This window comes from Lysinibacillus sp. NPDC096212, from assembly GCF_044763105.1.
Taxonomy (GTDB): domain Bacteria; phylum Bacillota; class Bacilli; order Bacillales_A; family Planococcaceae; genus Lysinibacillus.
Genome location: NZ_JBIWFQ010000012.1, coordinates 97,414 through 112,463, shown reverse-complemented (window position 1 = coordinate 112,463; position 15,050 = coordinate 97,414). Strand labels below are relative to the sequence as shown.

At 36.6% G+C, this 15,050-nt stretch carries 15 protein-coding genes; 5 read left to right on the top strand and 10 right to left on the bottom strand.

Translation table 11 applies throughout. The features are described 5' to 3' along the window. Positions 1–483 precede the first annotated feature (483 nt). The gene (locus ACIQ7T_RS13705; RefSeq protein ID WP_370083420.1) at positions 484–1,713 is read right to left on the bottom strand and encodes an EAL and HDOD domain-containing protein; all 1,230 of its coding nucleotides are present in this window, start codon (positions 1,711–1,713) and stop codon (positions 484–486) included. A 415-nt stretch (positions 1,714–2,128) separates the two neighbouring features. On the opposite strand from ACIQ7T_RS13705, the gene ACIQ7T_RS13700 reads away from it, so the two are divergent. From ACIQ7T_RS13700 to ACIQ7T_RS13685, 4 genes are read left to right on the top strand one after another with little or no spacing between them, the layout of a single operon-like run. Continuing rightward, entirely contained in the window at positions 2,129–2,503 is a 375-nt protein-coding gene (locus ACIQ7T_RS13700) for a GntR family transcriptional regulator (protein WP_370083421.1), read from the top strand. After that, positions 2,500–3,393 carry an ATP-binding cassette domain-containing protein gene (locus ACIQ7T_RS13695; protein ID WP_370083422.1) on the top strand — a complete coding sequence of 298 codons (894 nt, stop codon included), beginning with the start codon at positions 2,500–2,502 and terminating at the stop codon, positions 3,391–3,393. The genes ACIQ7T_RS13700 and ACIQ7T_RS13695 overlap by 4 nt, the downstream gene beginning before the upstream one ends. Next, positions 3,377–4,105, top strand: coding sequence for a hypothetical protein (locus ACIQ7T_RS13690; protein ID WP_370083423.1), 729 nt, complete (start codon positions 3,377–3,379; stop codon positions 4,103–4,105). Before ACIQ7T_RS13695 ends, ACIQ7T_RS13690 begins: the two co-directional genes overlap by 17 nt. Next, positions 4,102–4,797 carry a hypothetical protein gene (locus tag ACIQ7T_RS13685; RefSeq protein ID WP_370083424.1) on the top strand — a complete coding sequence of 232 codons (696 nt, stop codon included), beginning with the start codon at positions 4,102–4,104 and terminating at the stop codon, positions 4,795–4,797. The genes ACIQ7T_RS13690 and ACIQ7T_RS13685 overlap by 4 nt, the downstream gene beginning before the upstream one ends. Before the next feature lie 59 nt (positions 4,798–4,856). Here ACIQ7T_RS13685 and ACIQ7T_RS13680 read toward each other — a convergent pair whose 3' ends face one another. From ACIQ7T_RS13680 to lplA, 8 genes are all read right to left on the bottom strand, one after another. After that, positions 4,857–5,504, bottom strand: a complete 648-nt coding sequence (locus ACIQ7T_RS13680; protein ID WP_370083433.1) for a VTT domain-containing protein — start codon at positions 5,502–5,504, stop codon at positions 4,857–4,859. A 413-nt stretch (positions 5,505–5,917) separates the two neighbouring features. Beyond that, the gene (locus ACIQ7T_RS13675; protein WP_370083425.1) at positions 5,918–7,465 is read right to left on the bottom strand and encodes a fatty acid--CoA ligase family protein; all 1,548 of its coding nucleotides are present in this window, start codon (positions 7,463–7,465) and stop codon (positions 5,918–5,920) included. Positions 7,466–7,916: 451 nt separating this feature from the next. Further along, positions 7,917–9,851, bottom strand: a complete 1,935-nt coding sequence (locus ACIQ7T_RS13670; protein WP_370083426.1) for an FtsX-like permease family protein — start codon at positions 9,849–9,851, stop codon at positions 7,917–7,919. Continuing rightward, the gene (locus ACIQ7T_RS13665; protein WP_370083427.1) at positions 9,823–10,599 is read right to left on the bottom strand and encodes an ABC transporter ATP-binding protein; all 777 of its coding nucleotides are present in this window, start codon (positions 10,597–10,599) and stop codon (positions 9,823–9,825) included. Before ACIQ7T_RS13665 ends, ACIQ7T_RS13670 begins: the two co-directional genes overlap by 29 nt. A 12-nt stretch (positions 10,600–10,611) precedes the next feature. Then, positions 10,612–11,046, bottom strand: coding sequence for a hypothetical protein (locus ACIQ7T_RS13660; RefSeq protein WP_370083428.1), 435 nt, complete (start codon positions 11,044–11,046; stop codon positions 10,612–10,614). An 11-nt stretch (positions 11,047–11,057) separates the two neighbouring features. Further along, entirely contained in the window at positions 11,058–12,041 is a 984-nt protein-coding gene (locus ACIQ7T_RS13655) for a sensor histidine kinase (protein ID WP_370083429.1), read from the bottom strand. Then, a complete protein-coding gene (locus ACIQ7T_RS13650) occupies positions 12,041–12,745 on the bottom strand; it encodes a response regulator transcription factor (protein WP_370083430.1) in 705 nt (234 codons plus the stop codon). The genes ACIQ7T_RS13655 and ACIQ7T_RS13650 overlap by 1 nt, the downstream gene beginning before the upstream one ends. 639 nt (positions 12,746–13,384) lie before the next feature. After that, entirely contained in the window at positions 13,385–14,377 is a 993-nt protein-coding gene (lplA, locus tag ACIQ7T_RS13645; RefSeq protein ID WP_370083431.1) for a lipoate--protein ligase, read from the bottom strand. Between the two features lie 144 nt (positions 14,378–14,521). Between lplA and yhfH the strand changes: the two genes are divergently transcribed. Continuing rightward, positions 14,522–14,647, top strand: coding sequence for a protein YhfH (gene yhfH / locus ACIQ7T_RS13640; protein WP_132362068.1), 126 nt, complete (start codon positions 14,522–14,524; stop codon positions 14,645–14,647). 46 nt (positions 14,648–14,693) lie between these two features. Here yhfH and ACIQ7T_RS13635 read toward each other — a convergent pair. Then, the coding region (locus ACIQ7T_RS13635) for a hypothetical protein (RefSeq protein WP_402870980.1) at positions 14,694–15,050 on the bottom strand (357 nt) is incomplete at its 5' end.

Here is a 15,050-nt window from a genome sequence, read left to right as displayed (position 1 = left end):
TTCGCACAGTTAAAACAATTGTTGCTGACGCTTCGCTTTCGCACAGTTAAAACATTTGTCGCTGACGCTTCGCTTTCGCGCAGATAAAACAATTGTCGCTGACGCTTCGCTTTCGCACAGAGCAAAGCTTCCTGGGGCATACGATGAGCCGCTTGGGCCACACGATGTTGGTCACGAAGGCGTTATCACAGGATGTGATGCTTTTAGCCTTCGTTTCCCTATGTGCTCGCTGCAGGGTCTCATCTGTGACGCTGATCCCCAAGGAGTCGCCCAGTCTCCACTCCAATCAACTATACACATGGCATAAGTTTTAACAATGTCATCCACTACTATAAATGATGAGCCCAATAATGTATAAAACATAAAAAAATAAGCTACCTTAAAAAAGAATTTTAAGATAGCTTATTTTTTACTTTTCACTAAAATATATACTTAACTGCAAATTCCACTATAGGACATTGAAAATAAGAGCAAATCCTTGATTTATAAAGATTTTTCTGCCCACTCCATTGCTTCATTGTATAAAAGATCAATATTTGTAAAATTCATATTGAGCTGAGGAGCTAATTTTTCTAAAGTAGACCAGTCTAACTTACCTAACGCGATACTGAATTCCAGATAAGGTGTCATTTCAGTTTGATTACCTAAAAGCGTTTCTATTATTTCTTCTGAAAAAGGTAGCTGCTGTAAAATAGCATTCAGCGGTCTTTGCAACAAAGTGTCTATCAACGAAAACATCCCGACTAAAAAATATTCAGAGAAGTTTTTCTTATAGGATAGCTTGGCTAATTTCTCACATACTTTTGCTCTAAATAAAGAAGTTCGCATGACTTCTTTAAAAAGATCACTCTCAGCATTTCTGTCAATTTCTCGCATTGCCAATAAATAAATCCACTTTCGTAAATTTGAAACGCCGAGTAATATAATTGCTTGTTTTATCGAACGAACCTTGGATTTAGACCGCAGCTCTGAGTTATTAACCATTTGCAATAATTTATACGTTAACGAAATATCACGTTCGATGTTATCAGCTAATAATTGTATATTAGGTTCCTCTTCTTTTAATAGCGTAATAATATATAAATATTGAATAGTATTAGCAGGTATATCTGTAGCTGTAATTATTTGAGGTTGTTCAAAAAAATAGCCTTGAAATAATTCATAGCCAGAATGCTTTGCCACTTCAAATTGATTTCGTGTCTCGACCTTCTCAGCTAGCAGTTTTATGTGAGGGAAATTTTCTTTCACTTTATTTTCAATTTCCATGCGCTCTAGTAATGGTGATAATAAAAAATCAACTTTTATAAAATCGATATAAGGAAATAACTCATCATAAACTTGTACTTCATCATCCAAAATAAAATCATCTAATGCTATTTTGAACCCATACGATTTCAGCTCAATGACTCTCTCGACTAACTGAGTTGTAATAGGGACATCTTCTAAAATCTCAATAACAACTTGCGATGGATTTAAATATTCATGTATGGGACTCATAAGTAAGTTTTCTGTAAAATTAACAAAACTAGGTTTACCTTTTGTTACCTCTTCAATGCCAATTGAAAGAAATGAGTTTACTAGTACATCGATTGTTGCAGCATCTGAATCGACTATCGGAAAAGCATTCACGTTTTTGCTACGATATAATAATTCATACGCAACGACTTGTTCATGAAGGTTAAAAATAGGCTGTCTTCCGATAAATACTTCCATTTCATCGCCCCCCCCATTTCTCCATAATCTAGTAATTAATATTATAGCACCTTTCATTACTCTCTGCTTACCATTCAAATAACTGTCTAAAAGTCGCCTAACATTCACTAACATTCTATACAAGACATTGATTTATCACTTTTATGACGCTATCCCAAGGAGTAACCCCGCCGTACACCGATGCTCTTTAACCCCAACTTTCGGTGACTAGCCCCTAAAAATCATTAGCTAAAACACCAAACTACTCATATTTCATTTATTCCTTTTCCAGAGAAATCTATTTCAATTTCATTTAATCCTTTTCAAATATTTTTGTAAAAAATTTCATTTCATATTGACATTTTCCAATTTTAAATATACAGTACATTACAACACTAATGCACTATGTTACATAGGAATGAATGGAGGTTTTTCGATGCACATTCATCTAGATGGTACAACACCGATTTATATTCAAATTGCCGAATGGCTACAGCACGAAATCATCGCCGATCGATTACAGACAGACGCGAAGGTCTATTCACAATACCAACTAGCTGAATTATTTAATATAAATCCTGCTACAGCTGGTAAAGGGCTGACAATTTTGCTTGAAGAGCAACTTATATATAAAAAACGGGGGTTAGGTATGTTTGTCGCTACGGATGCAAAGGAACGAATTTTATTGAAACGTCGAAATGAAATATTGACGAAAATGGCACAAGAGATCGTATTAGAGGCAAAACGTTTACATGTATCTGATGAAGAATTGCTAGTACTTATAAGAAAAACACAGGAGGGATTGGAATGAATATTATTCAATGTGAGGCGTTATCTAAAAGCTTTGGACGTCGTCATGCACTACAGCGCGTAACCTGCGCTATTGATGCAGAGAAAATTATCGGTATTATTGGTCGTAACGGTGCTGGTAAGTCAACATTACTTAATATTTTTGCAGGCTATATAAAGCCTACAACTGGATCATGCAAAGTGTTTAATGAAAATCCCTTTAATAATATTCGAACTGCTGCCAATATGATTTTTATCGATGATCGTTTAAGTTTCTCTGATTACTTATCGCTCGAAGATATTCTAAAGATGGGGGCTGATTTTTATCCTAATTGGCAAAATGAATTAGCTTATCGCATGCTCGATTATGCAGGTATAGATCTCTCAGCAAAGCATCAGCAATTATCTAAGGGTCAATTAGCAACCTTTAACCTTGTTTACGGATTAGTTAGCCGCTGTGCACTGACAATTTTAGACGAACCGATGAATGGCATGGATGAAGTGATTCGTACAGATTTTTACAGGGCGATTCTAAAGGAATACCTAGCCTTTCCACGAACATTTTTAATAACTAGTCACCATTTGCAAGAGATGGAATCTATTTTAGAAGAAATTTTATTGATAGATGAAGGCTCAGTCATTGCCCACGCGCCATTGGATGAATTTAAGGAACAGCTTATATCTCTTAGCGGACCAAGTGATGCACTTGCGGATCTGCTGTCCGAAACAGAAGTTTACGCACAAAAAATTGTGACAGGGATGACCACAGCAATAGTAGATGCTAGTAAACTATTTGTCTCAGAAGAAATACTTCGAGCAAAAGGCATTACGGTATCATCCCTTACTGCAAGTGACGTGTGCAAGTATTTAACAAGTAAAAAAGGAAGTGATATTGATGCAATCTTTGACTAATCTTTCACTGAAAACCATTGTAAAAAAACAGGTGAAATGGAAAGCAAAATTATATATTTCTGCCCTTAGTTCCTTAGTTATTGTACAAATCATTATTGGAATTTTAACATCTAGCTCAGGGAGTGGGTCTTCTGGTCATGGAGGAGGAAATTTATATGTTCAGTTCTCTATTTACTCACTCGATATCTTTCTTATTGTTACAGCAATTTGGGCATTTATTGTAGCACTTCTCTTTACGACAAAAGCGTATCGTATTGATGACTTATCCGTTATTTCTAGTCGAACATCTAGTGCCATAGCCAATATATTTGTCATGATTATTTACAGTTTTATTGCGGTCATCATTATGATTTCGACTTACTATTTACAAGTATTCGGAGTTTTATTAGTGGAAAAAAAATCTTTTGTAATAGAAAATCTATTTATTTCACCATCAATATTACTACTATGTTTCAGTAGCCTCTGTTTATTTGGCGCAATCGGCCTACTATTAGGTACCAGCTTCAAGGGGCCAGCAGTGTTCAAAATATTTGTATCTACTTTTATGCTGCTTGGCTTTATATTATTTTTTATGTCACCACAGTCTATAAATCTTAGGTCATTAATAATGTTATCCAATCTTATGATTAGTGTTCTTAATTTGCTTATGGCTCTACTATGCTTTAGCCTCACTATTTGGATTGCTGATAAATCGGAGGTGACTCGCAAATGACGGCGACTACACTATTCTTTTTTACTACAATACTACTTGTAATTGCTATTTTTCTAATACTGAGTAAATTAATGAAAAAAGTTAAAAATATTTGGACCCCTAAGCGTATTATAATTGGCATTACTAGCTATATCGTACTTGGACTTACTGCCTTCCTTTATATTAGCTTTTTTTCAGAATCAAAAATACCAATACTTTCTCCTTCTGAAATTAAACAACTTGAGAAAAAATTAGATCAAATACAAAAGTACGATCAAGAAGACGATTCTTCTTATTTAACAGAGGAGTACAAAAAGAAAACGTGGGAGCTAAGATATGAAGGAGATACATTACCTGTTGTTATAAATGAAGGTGACAGTGGTTCAAACATTAATATTCGAGTGCGTTATAATGACAACATCGAATCTGGAAAAGCTCTTGTTACCTATTATCAATTCCCTGTCATTATAGAAGGTATTGATCTTGATGACGAAGTACCGTTACCTAACGTATACGTGGCGGAAAACCAATTATTTATTGAATCTCTTTCTAGACAACAAGTAAGTTATTTTCGTATAAATGCAACATTAGGTATTTTAGATATGAATCGTGAGATAGAACGTGAACACGCAATGAACTATTCCTATTCAAATGTCGTCGTTATCGACATTCCAAGAAGTACAGTTTTGGAAGATTCCCAAGGTCTTTTTTAGATAGCAAAAAAACAAGGACAGTCCTCAGTGATTTTTTATCACTTTTAGACTGTCCTTTTTTATTTTCTACTAGTTTTTGATTTAATAGCACCAATAACAGCTGGTACAACTGAAATCAAGATAATTAATATAAGAACCGTTGAGAAGTTATCTTTAATAATCGGAATATTACCAAAGAAATAACCTAGTAATGTACAGCTGAGTACCCATAAAACTGCACCTAAAACATTATACATAATGAAGTAGCCATACTTCATTTTACTAGCCCCTGCAACAAATGGTATGAATGTACGGATGAAAGGCATAAAACGCGCGATGACAATCGTTTTTCCACCGTGTTTATTAAAGAACTTTTCTGCCGCTTCCATACGTTCTTTTTTTACGACTCTACCAAGGAAGCTCTTTGGTGGAATGGATGTCCCTACTTTATGACCAATATGATAGTTCATCGTATCCCCTAAAATTGCAGCCGCTAAAAACACAGGAATTAATATCCACATATTAAATGCGCCCATTGCTGCTGCTAATGTACCACTTGCAAAAAGCAATGAATCACCTGGCAGGAATGGGAAAATTACGACACCTGTTTCAACAAAAACAATTGCAAATAGAACAAAATAACTCAAATTACCAAACTTATGAATGATTTCCTCTAAATGCACATCAATATGCATAATAAAACTAATTAACTCCTTGATGAGTTCTATCATTTTTCCGTATGCTCTCTTTCAATTAAATTTTCTAAAGGCTTTGACGTAGCTAGACACCAAAGGGTTCCATTCTTGTTTACTGTCTATAGTGTTACTTCTCCCTCACTATATGACAAGCCTTTATAAAGTATGTAGATTTCACAAGTTTGATTTTATCACTTACAGACATACACACTCAACTTATTTAAATAAGTTGCCATGCTTTTTTACATTGCTGTAATATTGGCCAAAGTGAAAAGCTTCAATAGTGAGTGTTATCACACAAACGTTTTCATAGAATGTGAGATTTTAATTGAACTTTAGGGGCAATTGATCTCCCACCCCCTCTCTTAAATCTTGAAATGGGAATCTGACTGTTCATTTATGCGGGATAAAAAAAGCTACTATTTTTCAATAGTAGCTACTGTTTCTTATACTTTTTCTTTTAATGTACGACGCAAAATTTTTCCTGTCGTATTTTTCGGTAATTCATCCAAAATCTCAATTACTTTAGGAACCTTGTATTTCACCATATGCTTTGCACAGTATGCGAGAAGATCTTCTGTTGAAGTTGCATCTGCATCTTTTAAAACAACATATGCATGAACTGCTTCACCTAGGTTAGGATCAGGGTAACCTACAACTGCCGCTTCAACGATATTATTATGCGCAAATAGTACTTCTTCAACCTCTCTTGGATAGACGTTAAATCCGCCTACAATAATCATATCTTTTTTACGGTCAACGATGTAGAAGTATCCTTCTTCGTCAACTCTAGCTAAGTCTCCAGTGTATAACCAGCCATCACGTATAGCCATCGCTGTTTCTTCAGGTAATTTATAATAGCCCTTCATAACATTTGGCCCTCGTACAATTAGCTCCCCTACTTCTCCAACGGGCACTTCCTGACCATTAACATCCACCACCCTATTTTCAACATTGGAAATGGATGTCCCAATAGAACCTGCCTTACGCTCACGATCCAATGGATTAAAGCAAGTTACTGGTGAAGCTTCCGATAAGCCAAAGCCCTCTGAAACACGCACATTAAATTTCTTCTCGAAATTATGTAATAGTGCTACCGGTAAAGACGCGCCACCTGAAATTGCTAAACGTATTGTTGAGAAATCTTCAGGGTTGCTTTCAGGTAATTGATACAAGAAGTTATACATAGTTGGCACACCAGCAAAGACTGTTGCCTTTTGTTCCTTCGTTAATTTAAAGATTTCAGTTGGACTAAAACGTGGTACAAGTAAAACCGTTGCTCCACTCAATAAAGGCGCATTGGCTACGACAGTTAACGCAAATACATGGAAAACTGGTAACGTAGCAATAATACGATCATCTGCTTTATAGCCTAAATAATGTGCTACATCTCGTGCATTTGAATAGATATTTTTATGAGTCAGCATTGCACCCTTTGGAGTACCTGTCGTTCCTGAAGTATATAAAATAATTGCATTATCATCGTCAGCTACTTCTACTGGTTGGAAAGAGTCCGATGCACTAGCAATTACTTGTGAAAATAAATGAATTTTTGCCTTTGCTTCTTCGGATAAAGTCGCTACTTTTTCAGCAACATCTGCTGTTGTTTCACAAACAACAAATGTTTTTACTTTTGGAAAAGCATGTACACCCATTTCTACTAATGGAAGAAGTGCATCAAGTGCAATTACAGCTTTTACATCACCATTATGCAAAATATATGAAATTTCATCCGGTGTATAGATTGGATTAACAGGAATTGCCGTTGCCCCTAAACGCATTGTTGCATATAACGCAATTAAATAATGTGGTGTATTGCCGAGTAAAAACGCCACATGGTCCCCTTTTTCTACCCCTAAATCTTGTAACCCCTTTGCAAAACGACCAACCGTGTGTTCAAACTCACCGTACGTCGTATCTTTCCCCATAAAATGATACGCAATTTTATCCGGTTGCTCTAATGCTTGTTGACGAACGCTTGAAACTAAATTCAATTACACCATCCCCTTATCGTATCAATTTCGCCTTGGCGTAATTGAGGTCAGGATTTTGAATTGTGCCTAGGCCTGCACGAGGGCCGACACGATGTCGGTCATTTCGGTAATGCCACAGGACGTGGCGTTATTACCGATGCAGGTCAGTTAGCCGTTTTCGCAGGATACGAAGGTTTTAGGCTAACATCCTTTAAGCATTCCTTTGAAAATCCGTGACATCCGCCGGAGGCTTTATCTTCATTCAGTAGATGCATGGACATCCCTTAAAAAGGAATCACACCCGAATCCATCTCACCAACCCTGAGGTGGAAGTCTTCTACTGAATAGAGATAAAATGAATCATTATTCAGTAATATTATATAAGAAACACATCTAAAAGACAACGAAACTTTTTATTTCATGTCGTAAATTACGTCAAATAATTCATTTTTTTCTCCATCGCACATTTTGATTACGAACGAATATGCGAGATGTATCGCCAACGAATCAAATAAAAATAGACTACTTGTATTAAAACAAAAAACCCAAAAGCAAAGACAACTTCTTTGACAATGGAAATATTAGCAATATCCTTTAAGATCCCTTGAACCATAAGAAAAGCAAAGGCGCTATGCATCATTGCAACACCCCATGGCAAGAAAAATTGTGGGAATAAATGTCGATTTACAAGCTTTTTGAGCTCTGTATCTGTTAAGCCCATGCGCTTTAAGACATCGAATTTACGCTTTTCTCTTTCAAGAGAAGTATGCAGTTTAAAGTAAACGAAGCTACCTGCTGCTAATAAAAATACAGTTGCTACTAAGACCCCTACTAATGTGAATAAAGAGTAAGTAGCTAATACATAAGAATAATCTAACCCTGCATTTACAAAGAAAAATGGGCTAAATCTATTCTTCTTAGAAAAATATTGAGATCCTTTTAACTCTTCTATGTCTTTGCCGATATCTTTCGTTTCCATCCACTGAGGGATATAGAAGGTAAATAGATGATAGATTGGCTGTGCAACATCTTTATCAGCAATCGGCTTTCTAAGCTTACTAAAATCCTCATCGCTAATTACTATAGAATTCACACTAACAATAGACCCTGGGAATACTATTTTAGGATATACGCTATCAATTGTTATCGGGATAGAGTTTTCCTCTAATACTGTATGCACAACTTTATCTTTTAGTTTTTTTAGAGAATCTTCCGAGTATGGTATAAACACTGCCTCTCCTGAAGCCAAATCAAGTAATGGGTAACTATAAGAAGAAAGCAATACATTCATATCCGATTCCCTAAAAACTTCAACTTCATTGTGGGTATATGAAGATGTTTGCTTGATGACAACAAAGCGCGATAAATGATAGGACAAACCCTTCTCCTCTAATTGAATCCGTAAAGAGGAGATATGATTTCGCTCATATGGATTGTCAACATCTCCCTTATAGACAAGCCCTAATGGATTTAAACGATCATATTGAATCGTATAGGAAGACATCGTCGCTAATACACCGACCGATAAAAAGGCCATTGTTGACACCATCGTTACTACAAAAAACATTTTCACATTGTCCATCATAATATGCGTTTGCTCAGCTAACGAAAGAAGGCGATAACGTTGCCAGTGAAATTTACGTTTGTCCCGTGCTTTATCTAAAAAGCAAGGTAAAGAATCACTGAAAAAATAATATGTTCCAAAGGTCGCTAAAAACGGGATTACTACTGTTAAACCAATCCAAGATGTATTCGATACGATAAACGTTAGTACATATGCTGATAAGATAAGGGTAATACCAAATACTGCACGAATTTTTGAATAGGTTGAAACACTGTTTAAATAGTCATTTCCCTTAAGGAGATCGCGCAATTTTCTTTCACGTGTAAAATACACACTAATAAAGGAAATGACTACAAAAGCACTTGTGAAGACACCAATCGTTAGTAAAAATGGCTGCCATGAAACATATAAGGGTAAACTATCTAAATGTAAAATTTCTCGAACAATCATGAAAAAGAATTTCGAAAATGAGAAACCAAATATAATCCCCACAAAAATAGAGCCCGATCCAATAATCATTGTCTCCAAAAAGACAAGCTTATTCATCTGGCGTTTTTCCATTCCTAAATGTAATAAAATTGCAAACTCATGTGATCTAGCCTCTAAAAAAGCACTCATCGAATAATATAAAAAGAATAAGGTAAACAGGACGAGTACGGTTTCCGCACCTACCATCCCAATTAACGATGCTTCTCCTAGAATCCCTTGTTCAATATCCGGATGAAACATGAGCATTGAATAGATGAAAAACACAGCAACAGAAAAAAAGCTTGCCATGAAAAAGGCACCGTATATACGGCTGTTCCGTACGACATTACGGTAAGCGAATTGTCGAAAGGTCACCTACTTGTCCTCCTCCTAGTAAGCTCAAAACATTTAATATTCGTTGGAAAAACATTTGACGACGGTCATCTTTGTAAATTTCATTGAAAAATTCACCATCTTTAATAAATAGCACACGATCGCAGTAACTAGCTGCAATAGGATCATGTGTTACCATTACAATCGTTGTTCGTTTTTCCTGATTAATTTTTGTTAAAAGTTCAAGTACATCACGCGAAGAATTCGAATCCAAATTCCCTGTTGGCTCATCTGCTAAAATGAGACTTGGATTATGAATAAGTGCCCGCCCAATGGCAGTTCTTTGTGCTTGTCCACCTGATATTTCATTTGGGCGTTTATGCAAGAACGAAGTTAAATCGAGCTTTTCCACAATACTTGCAAGACGCTCCTCCATTACTTCTAATGGTTGTTGATCTAATGTAAGTGGTAGCACAATATTCTCTTCCACTGTCAGCATATGCAACAGATTAAAATCCTGGAAAATAAAACCGAGCTGTCTTCTTCTAAAGTAGGCTAGCTCGGTTGCTTTCAGCATATGAGGATTCATGCCATCTAAAATGATTTCTCCACTCGTTGGTTCATCAATCGTAGAAATGATATTCAATAATGTTGTTTTTCCACTTCCTGATGGACCCATGACTGCTAAAAACTCGCCTTCCTCCACATCAAAACTCAGTTGATTTAACGCACGATGAGTTACTTTGCCTTCATACACCTTCGTTACGTCTTTTATTTGTAAAATAGGCATACCTTGTTCACCTTATTTCTTATTTAATTCCATGGATTCTGGTAAAAGCCATTGTAATACTACCTCAAAGCCAATTTGAAAATGCGGCTCTGTTAATGATTCAGCTGACTGATTACCATCCTCCTCCACTAGACTAAAGCAATGCGACCCAACAATTACATCCCAGGCATCCATTTCGCCTTCAATGATTTCTCCACAAATCGTATAATGCCCACTGTACATCACTTGTTCACCTTCTACAGGAAAAGCGTTAAGTAAAGTTGGTTTATGTAAGTCTAGCCCAAGCTTATTCGAAAAATGCATTACTTCTTCATTAACCAAAAGACTAGCTTTACGAAAATTTTTACAGGATAAACAATCACAATCATCGTTTTTCGATTCGTATAATGCCTCTGTTTTTTCTGTCTCTACATGTAAAACCCATTCATCCAAACATACTTCTGTCATTTCTGATCCCCCTAATTCGTAAATGTCACTGTAACAATTGTTCCTTTTCCTACCTCTGATGTAATGTTTAATTCGTGACCGAGTTTTTCACAGATTTCTTTTGCTAAATATAAGCCCATTCCTGTGGATTCCCCAGTTTTACGCCCATTCTCACCAGTAAAGAAGGCTTTAGTGACACGAGAAAGATCGGAAGTTGGAATACCGATACCTTCATCACGAATGGCTAATTGTACGTAGTCATTCTTTTTAATGGCGGAAATGACTATTTTCTTATTTGATTCAAACGTATATTTAACCGCATTCGTTACGAATTGCCCGAGAATAAAGCGCAGCCACTTTGAATCACTTGCTACGATGATGTCATCCTCAATATGAATTTCTGGGAAAACACGCTTTGTAATAAATAAACGTTTATTTTCATTTACAGTTGCAGTCACAATCGTTTTTAAAGCAACCTGTTCTACTTGCATATCCTCTTCAAAATTTTCTAATCGAGCATTCACCAACACCATATCCAAGCCTCTTCGTAAGCGGTCAATTTCCTCCTGCACATTCTTTTTATCAAGAGGACGTTCATCCTGCAATAAAAGCTCAATAACAGAAATTGGCGTTTTCATCTGATGCACCCATTGATTAATAAACTGATCATGTCGTTTTTGGCCTACATATAATGCTTGAAGCTCATGCTTATATAGTCGATATAGTTCATGCATATATTGCTCAGCCTTCATCGCCTCAGGTGTTTTAGCATTTTTTTGTAACACATCCTCCATTGTTTTAGGAAGCTGTGATATTTTTAATAAATAACGTTGGCGCATTAAATAACGGATAAGTAAAAACGAGGCTAACAACACTAAACTAATACAGAAGGAATAAATAGCAGTGTCAACATTTCGAAAGCCGTCCAACCAATATAAGACCATGATGAAGCCGACTAATATGATCTGGAATACAATGAACGATGCGTAATCACGCAAAAATAATTTCCAGCCCACTATAACTCACCTGCATTTAAAATAAAGCGATAGCCTGCTCCGCGTACCGTTTCAATAGAAGACGCAATATGATAATCAGCCAACTTTTTCCGCACTCGTGTCATATTGACGTTCAGCGTATTCTCATCAACAAATGCCTGATCGTCCCAAAGCTCTTCTAACAGTTGCTCACGTGTCACTACTTTTGGAGCATTCCCCATTAACAATTCTAAAATGATACATTCTTTTTTCTGAAGTGGAATCTCTAAATCATTTTTATGAAGCTCCATTCTTTCTAAATGAAGAATAAGCTGTCCTTGTTTAATCGTCCGCTCCTCTTGTCTTGCCGCATATTCACCATATGTACGACGCAAGTGACTACGGATTTTAGCCAGTACAATTTCATAATTAAATGGCTTCGTTATGAAATCGTCGCCCCCATTTTCTAGCGCAAAAATTTGATCCATTTCGCCAGAACGAGCGGAAATGAAAATAATTGGACAAGTTGTATGTTGACGTAGCTGGCGACACCAATAGTAGCCATCGTACGAAGGTAAATTTATATCAAGCAACACCATATGTGGATTAAATGCTGTAAATTCTTCAACGAGATGATCAAATTCTTTGATCGTTTCAACTTCGTATTGATATTTTCTAAGCGTTTCTGCGAGCAATGACGCAATCTTTACATCATCTTCGACAATAAATATTCGATGCTTCTCCATACCAACACTCCTTTCTATCTTATATTGTATCAAAAAAAGGTTCGATGACATAACTGTCAGCGAACCTTTTGTAGCAAAAGTTAACACGAATTATTAGCTAGAAATATTTGTCTCAAAATGCCTCTGCCTTAATAAGGGGTATCACCATAACGTGGGGGCTGATTTCCGTTCCGGCTAGGCGCTTTCCTAGGGTGTCCGATGAGCTGCTTTTTTGTTCCTGTTGCTTCGCTTTCGCACAGAAAACATCTGCTTCGTTGCAGGTCTCGGGTCGACAGATGTTTTTTGCACGAAAGCGTAGTGGCACGATGTTGGTCACGAAGGCGTTATCCAAGGAGTTACCGGGCTTCCATACCAATCAACTTATCCGCATGACATGCGTTTTAACAAAATGTCATCCAACTTTGTTTATCGGAACACTTTTACGTTTTATCGCCCAACTTTTGAATTTTATCGACTAACTTTCTCGTTTTATCACCCAACTTTTAATTTTTACCGACTTCCACCTTCCAAAGAACAAAAAAAGGATTCATACACAAAACTGTGTGTGAACCCTTTTACTTTATTATGTCGCCTAGCCAGAATGAAGATCAACTTAAAATCCTCAATAAGGACATGTGCCAATTTCTACACAAGCTTTTCTTAATAAATTAATTGTAAAAACTCTTCTGTCGTAATTCCACCAAAGTATGTTGGAATATCAATATTTGTTAACGCCTCAGCAATTGCAGTTCGATCATAGTTTGTCCCAACTAATCGTTGTTCAACATCAGCCATGTCGCCCACGCCGAAGAAATCACCAAAAATATGCGCTTCTTCAATAATTCCGTGATTCACCTCTAAGCGAATATCAATGCCTCCTGATGGGAAACGATGTGTTTTTTGAATGTTAAAGCGTGGTGATTTCCCATAGTTCCATTCCCATGTTTGATAACGCTCAGCAGATAGCTTATGGATATTTGCCCAATCTTCCTCCGTTAACTCATAATAGCGAATATTTTCTTCACCACCGAAAATGGATTTTAAAATTTCTAGGCGGAATTCTTCGACTGTCATCTTGTCCTTTAAGAACTCTGAAATATTAGCTACTCGTGAACGAATCGATTTAATGCCCTTTGATTCAATTTTATCTTTCTTCACCTTCAATGCGGATACAACAGCATCAATTTCTGTATCAAACATTAAAGTACCGTGGCTAAACATACGGCCCTTTGTAGAAAACTGTGCATTCCCAGAAACTTTACGTCCTTCCGCTAAAATGTCGTTGCGGCCTGAAAGCTCAGCATGAACGCCCATTTTTGCAAGTGCATCTACAACAGGCTGAGTGAATTTTTTATAATTCATAAAACTATCGCCATCGTCTTTAGTGATAAAACTGTAGTTAAGATTCCCTAAATCATGATACACCGCGCCCCCACCAGAAAGACGTCGCACAACGATAATGCCATTATCCTCTACATAATCTGTATTAATCTCTTCGATAGTATTTTGATTTTTACCAATGATGATTGAAGGCTGATTAATGTAAAAAAGTAGCACTGGCTCCTTCTCAACATCCATCGTTTTTAATAAATACTCCTCAATGGCAAGGTTAATGCGTGGATCATGAATCCCTTTATTATCAACGAATATCATAAATTACGTTTCCTCCTTCACAAAATATCCATATTTATTTTATCGTAAATTAGGCATTTTGTGTTGACGAAACGCTTCTGTTATAATACACTAGGGAATATCAAAACAGTAATAGTACAGATGAACTTAAAGGAGGAGTCCACAATGTTAGAAAATGTAGTTGAATTTTTCAAGAACCTACCTGCAAAGCAATGCACAGAATGCGGTGAAAAAATTGAAGAACAAAGTGAATGCTACAGCAACACTTGTGAAAACTGTAACCACCTATAAGCATTTGCCTATTCTGTGAAGTAGTCATATACGTGCCCCACACGTACTAATAATGACAACCCTCATCATATTTTGATGAACCCTTAATTAAATCTCTTACACTTACAAAACAGCAGCTGATACGCTCATATCGGCTGTTGTTTTTTGTGTGATTTTGTTGCATATGAGCGATTTTCACCCGTACCCGAGCAGTTCTATTCTCTACCTGATCAGTTTTCGGGGATACCTGAGCAGCTCTATTCTCTACCTGATCAGTTTTCAGCGATACCCGAGCAGTTTTATTCCCTACCTGATCAGTTTGCAGGGATACCCGAGCAGTTTTATTCTCTACCTGATCAGTTTTCAAAGATACCCGAGCAGTTTTATTCTCTACCTGATCAGTTTTCAAAGATACCCGAGCAGG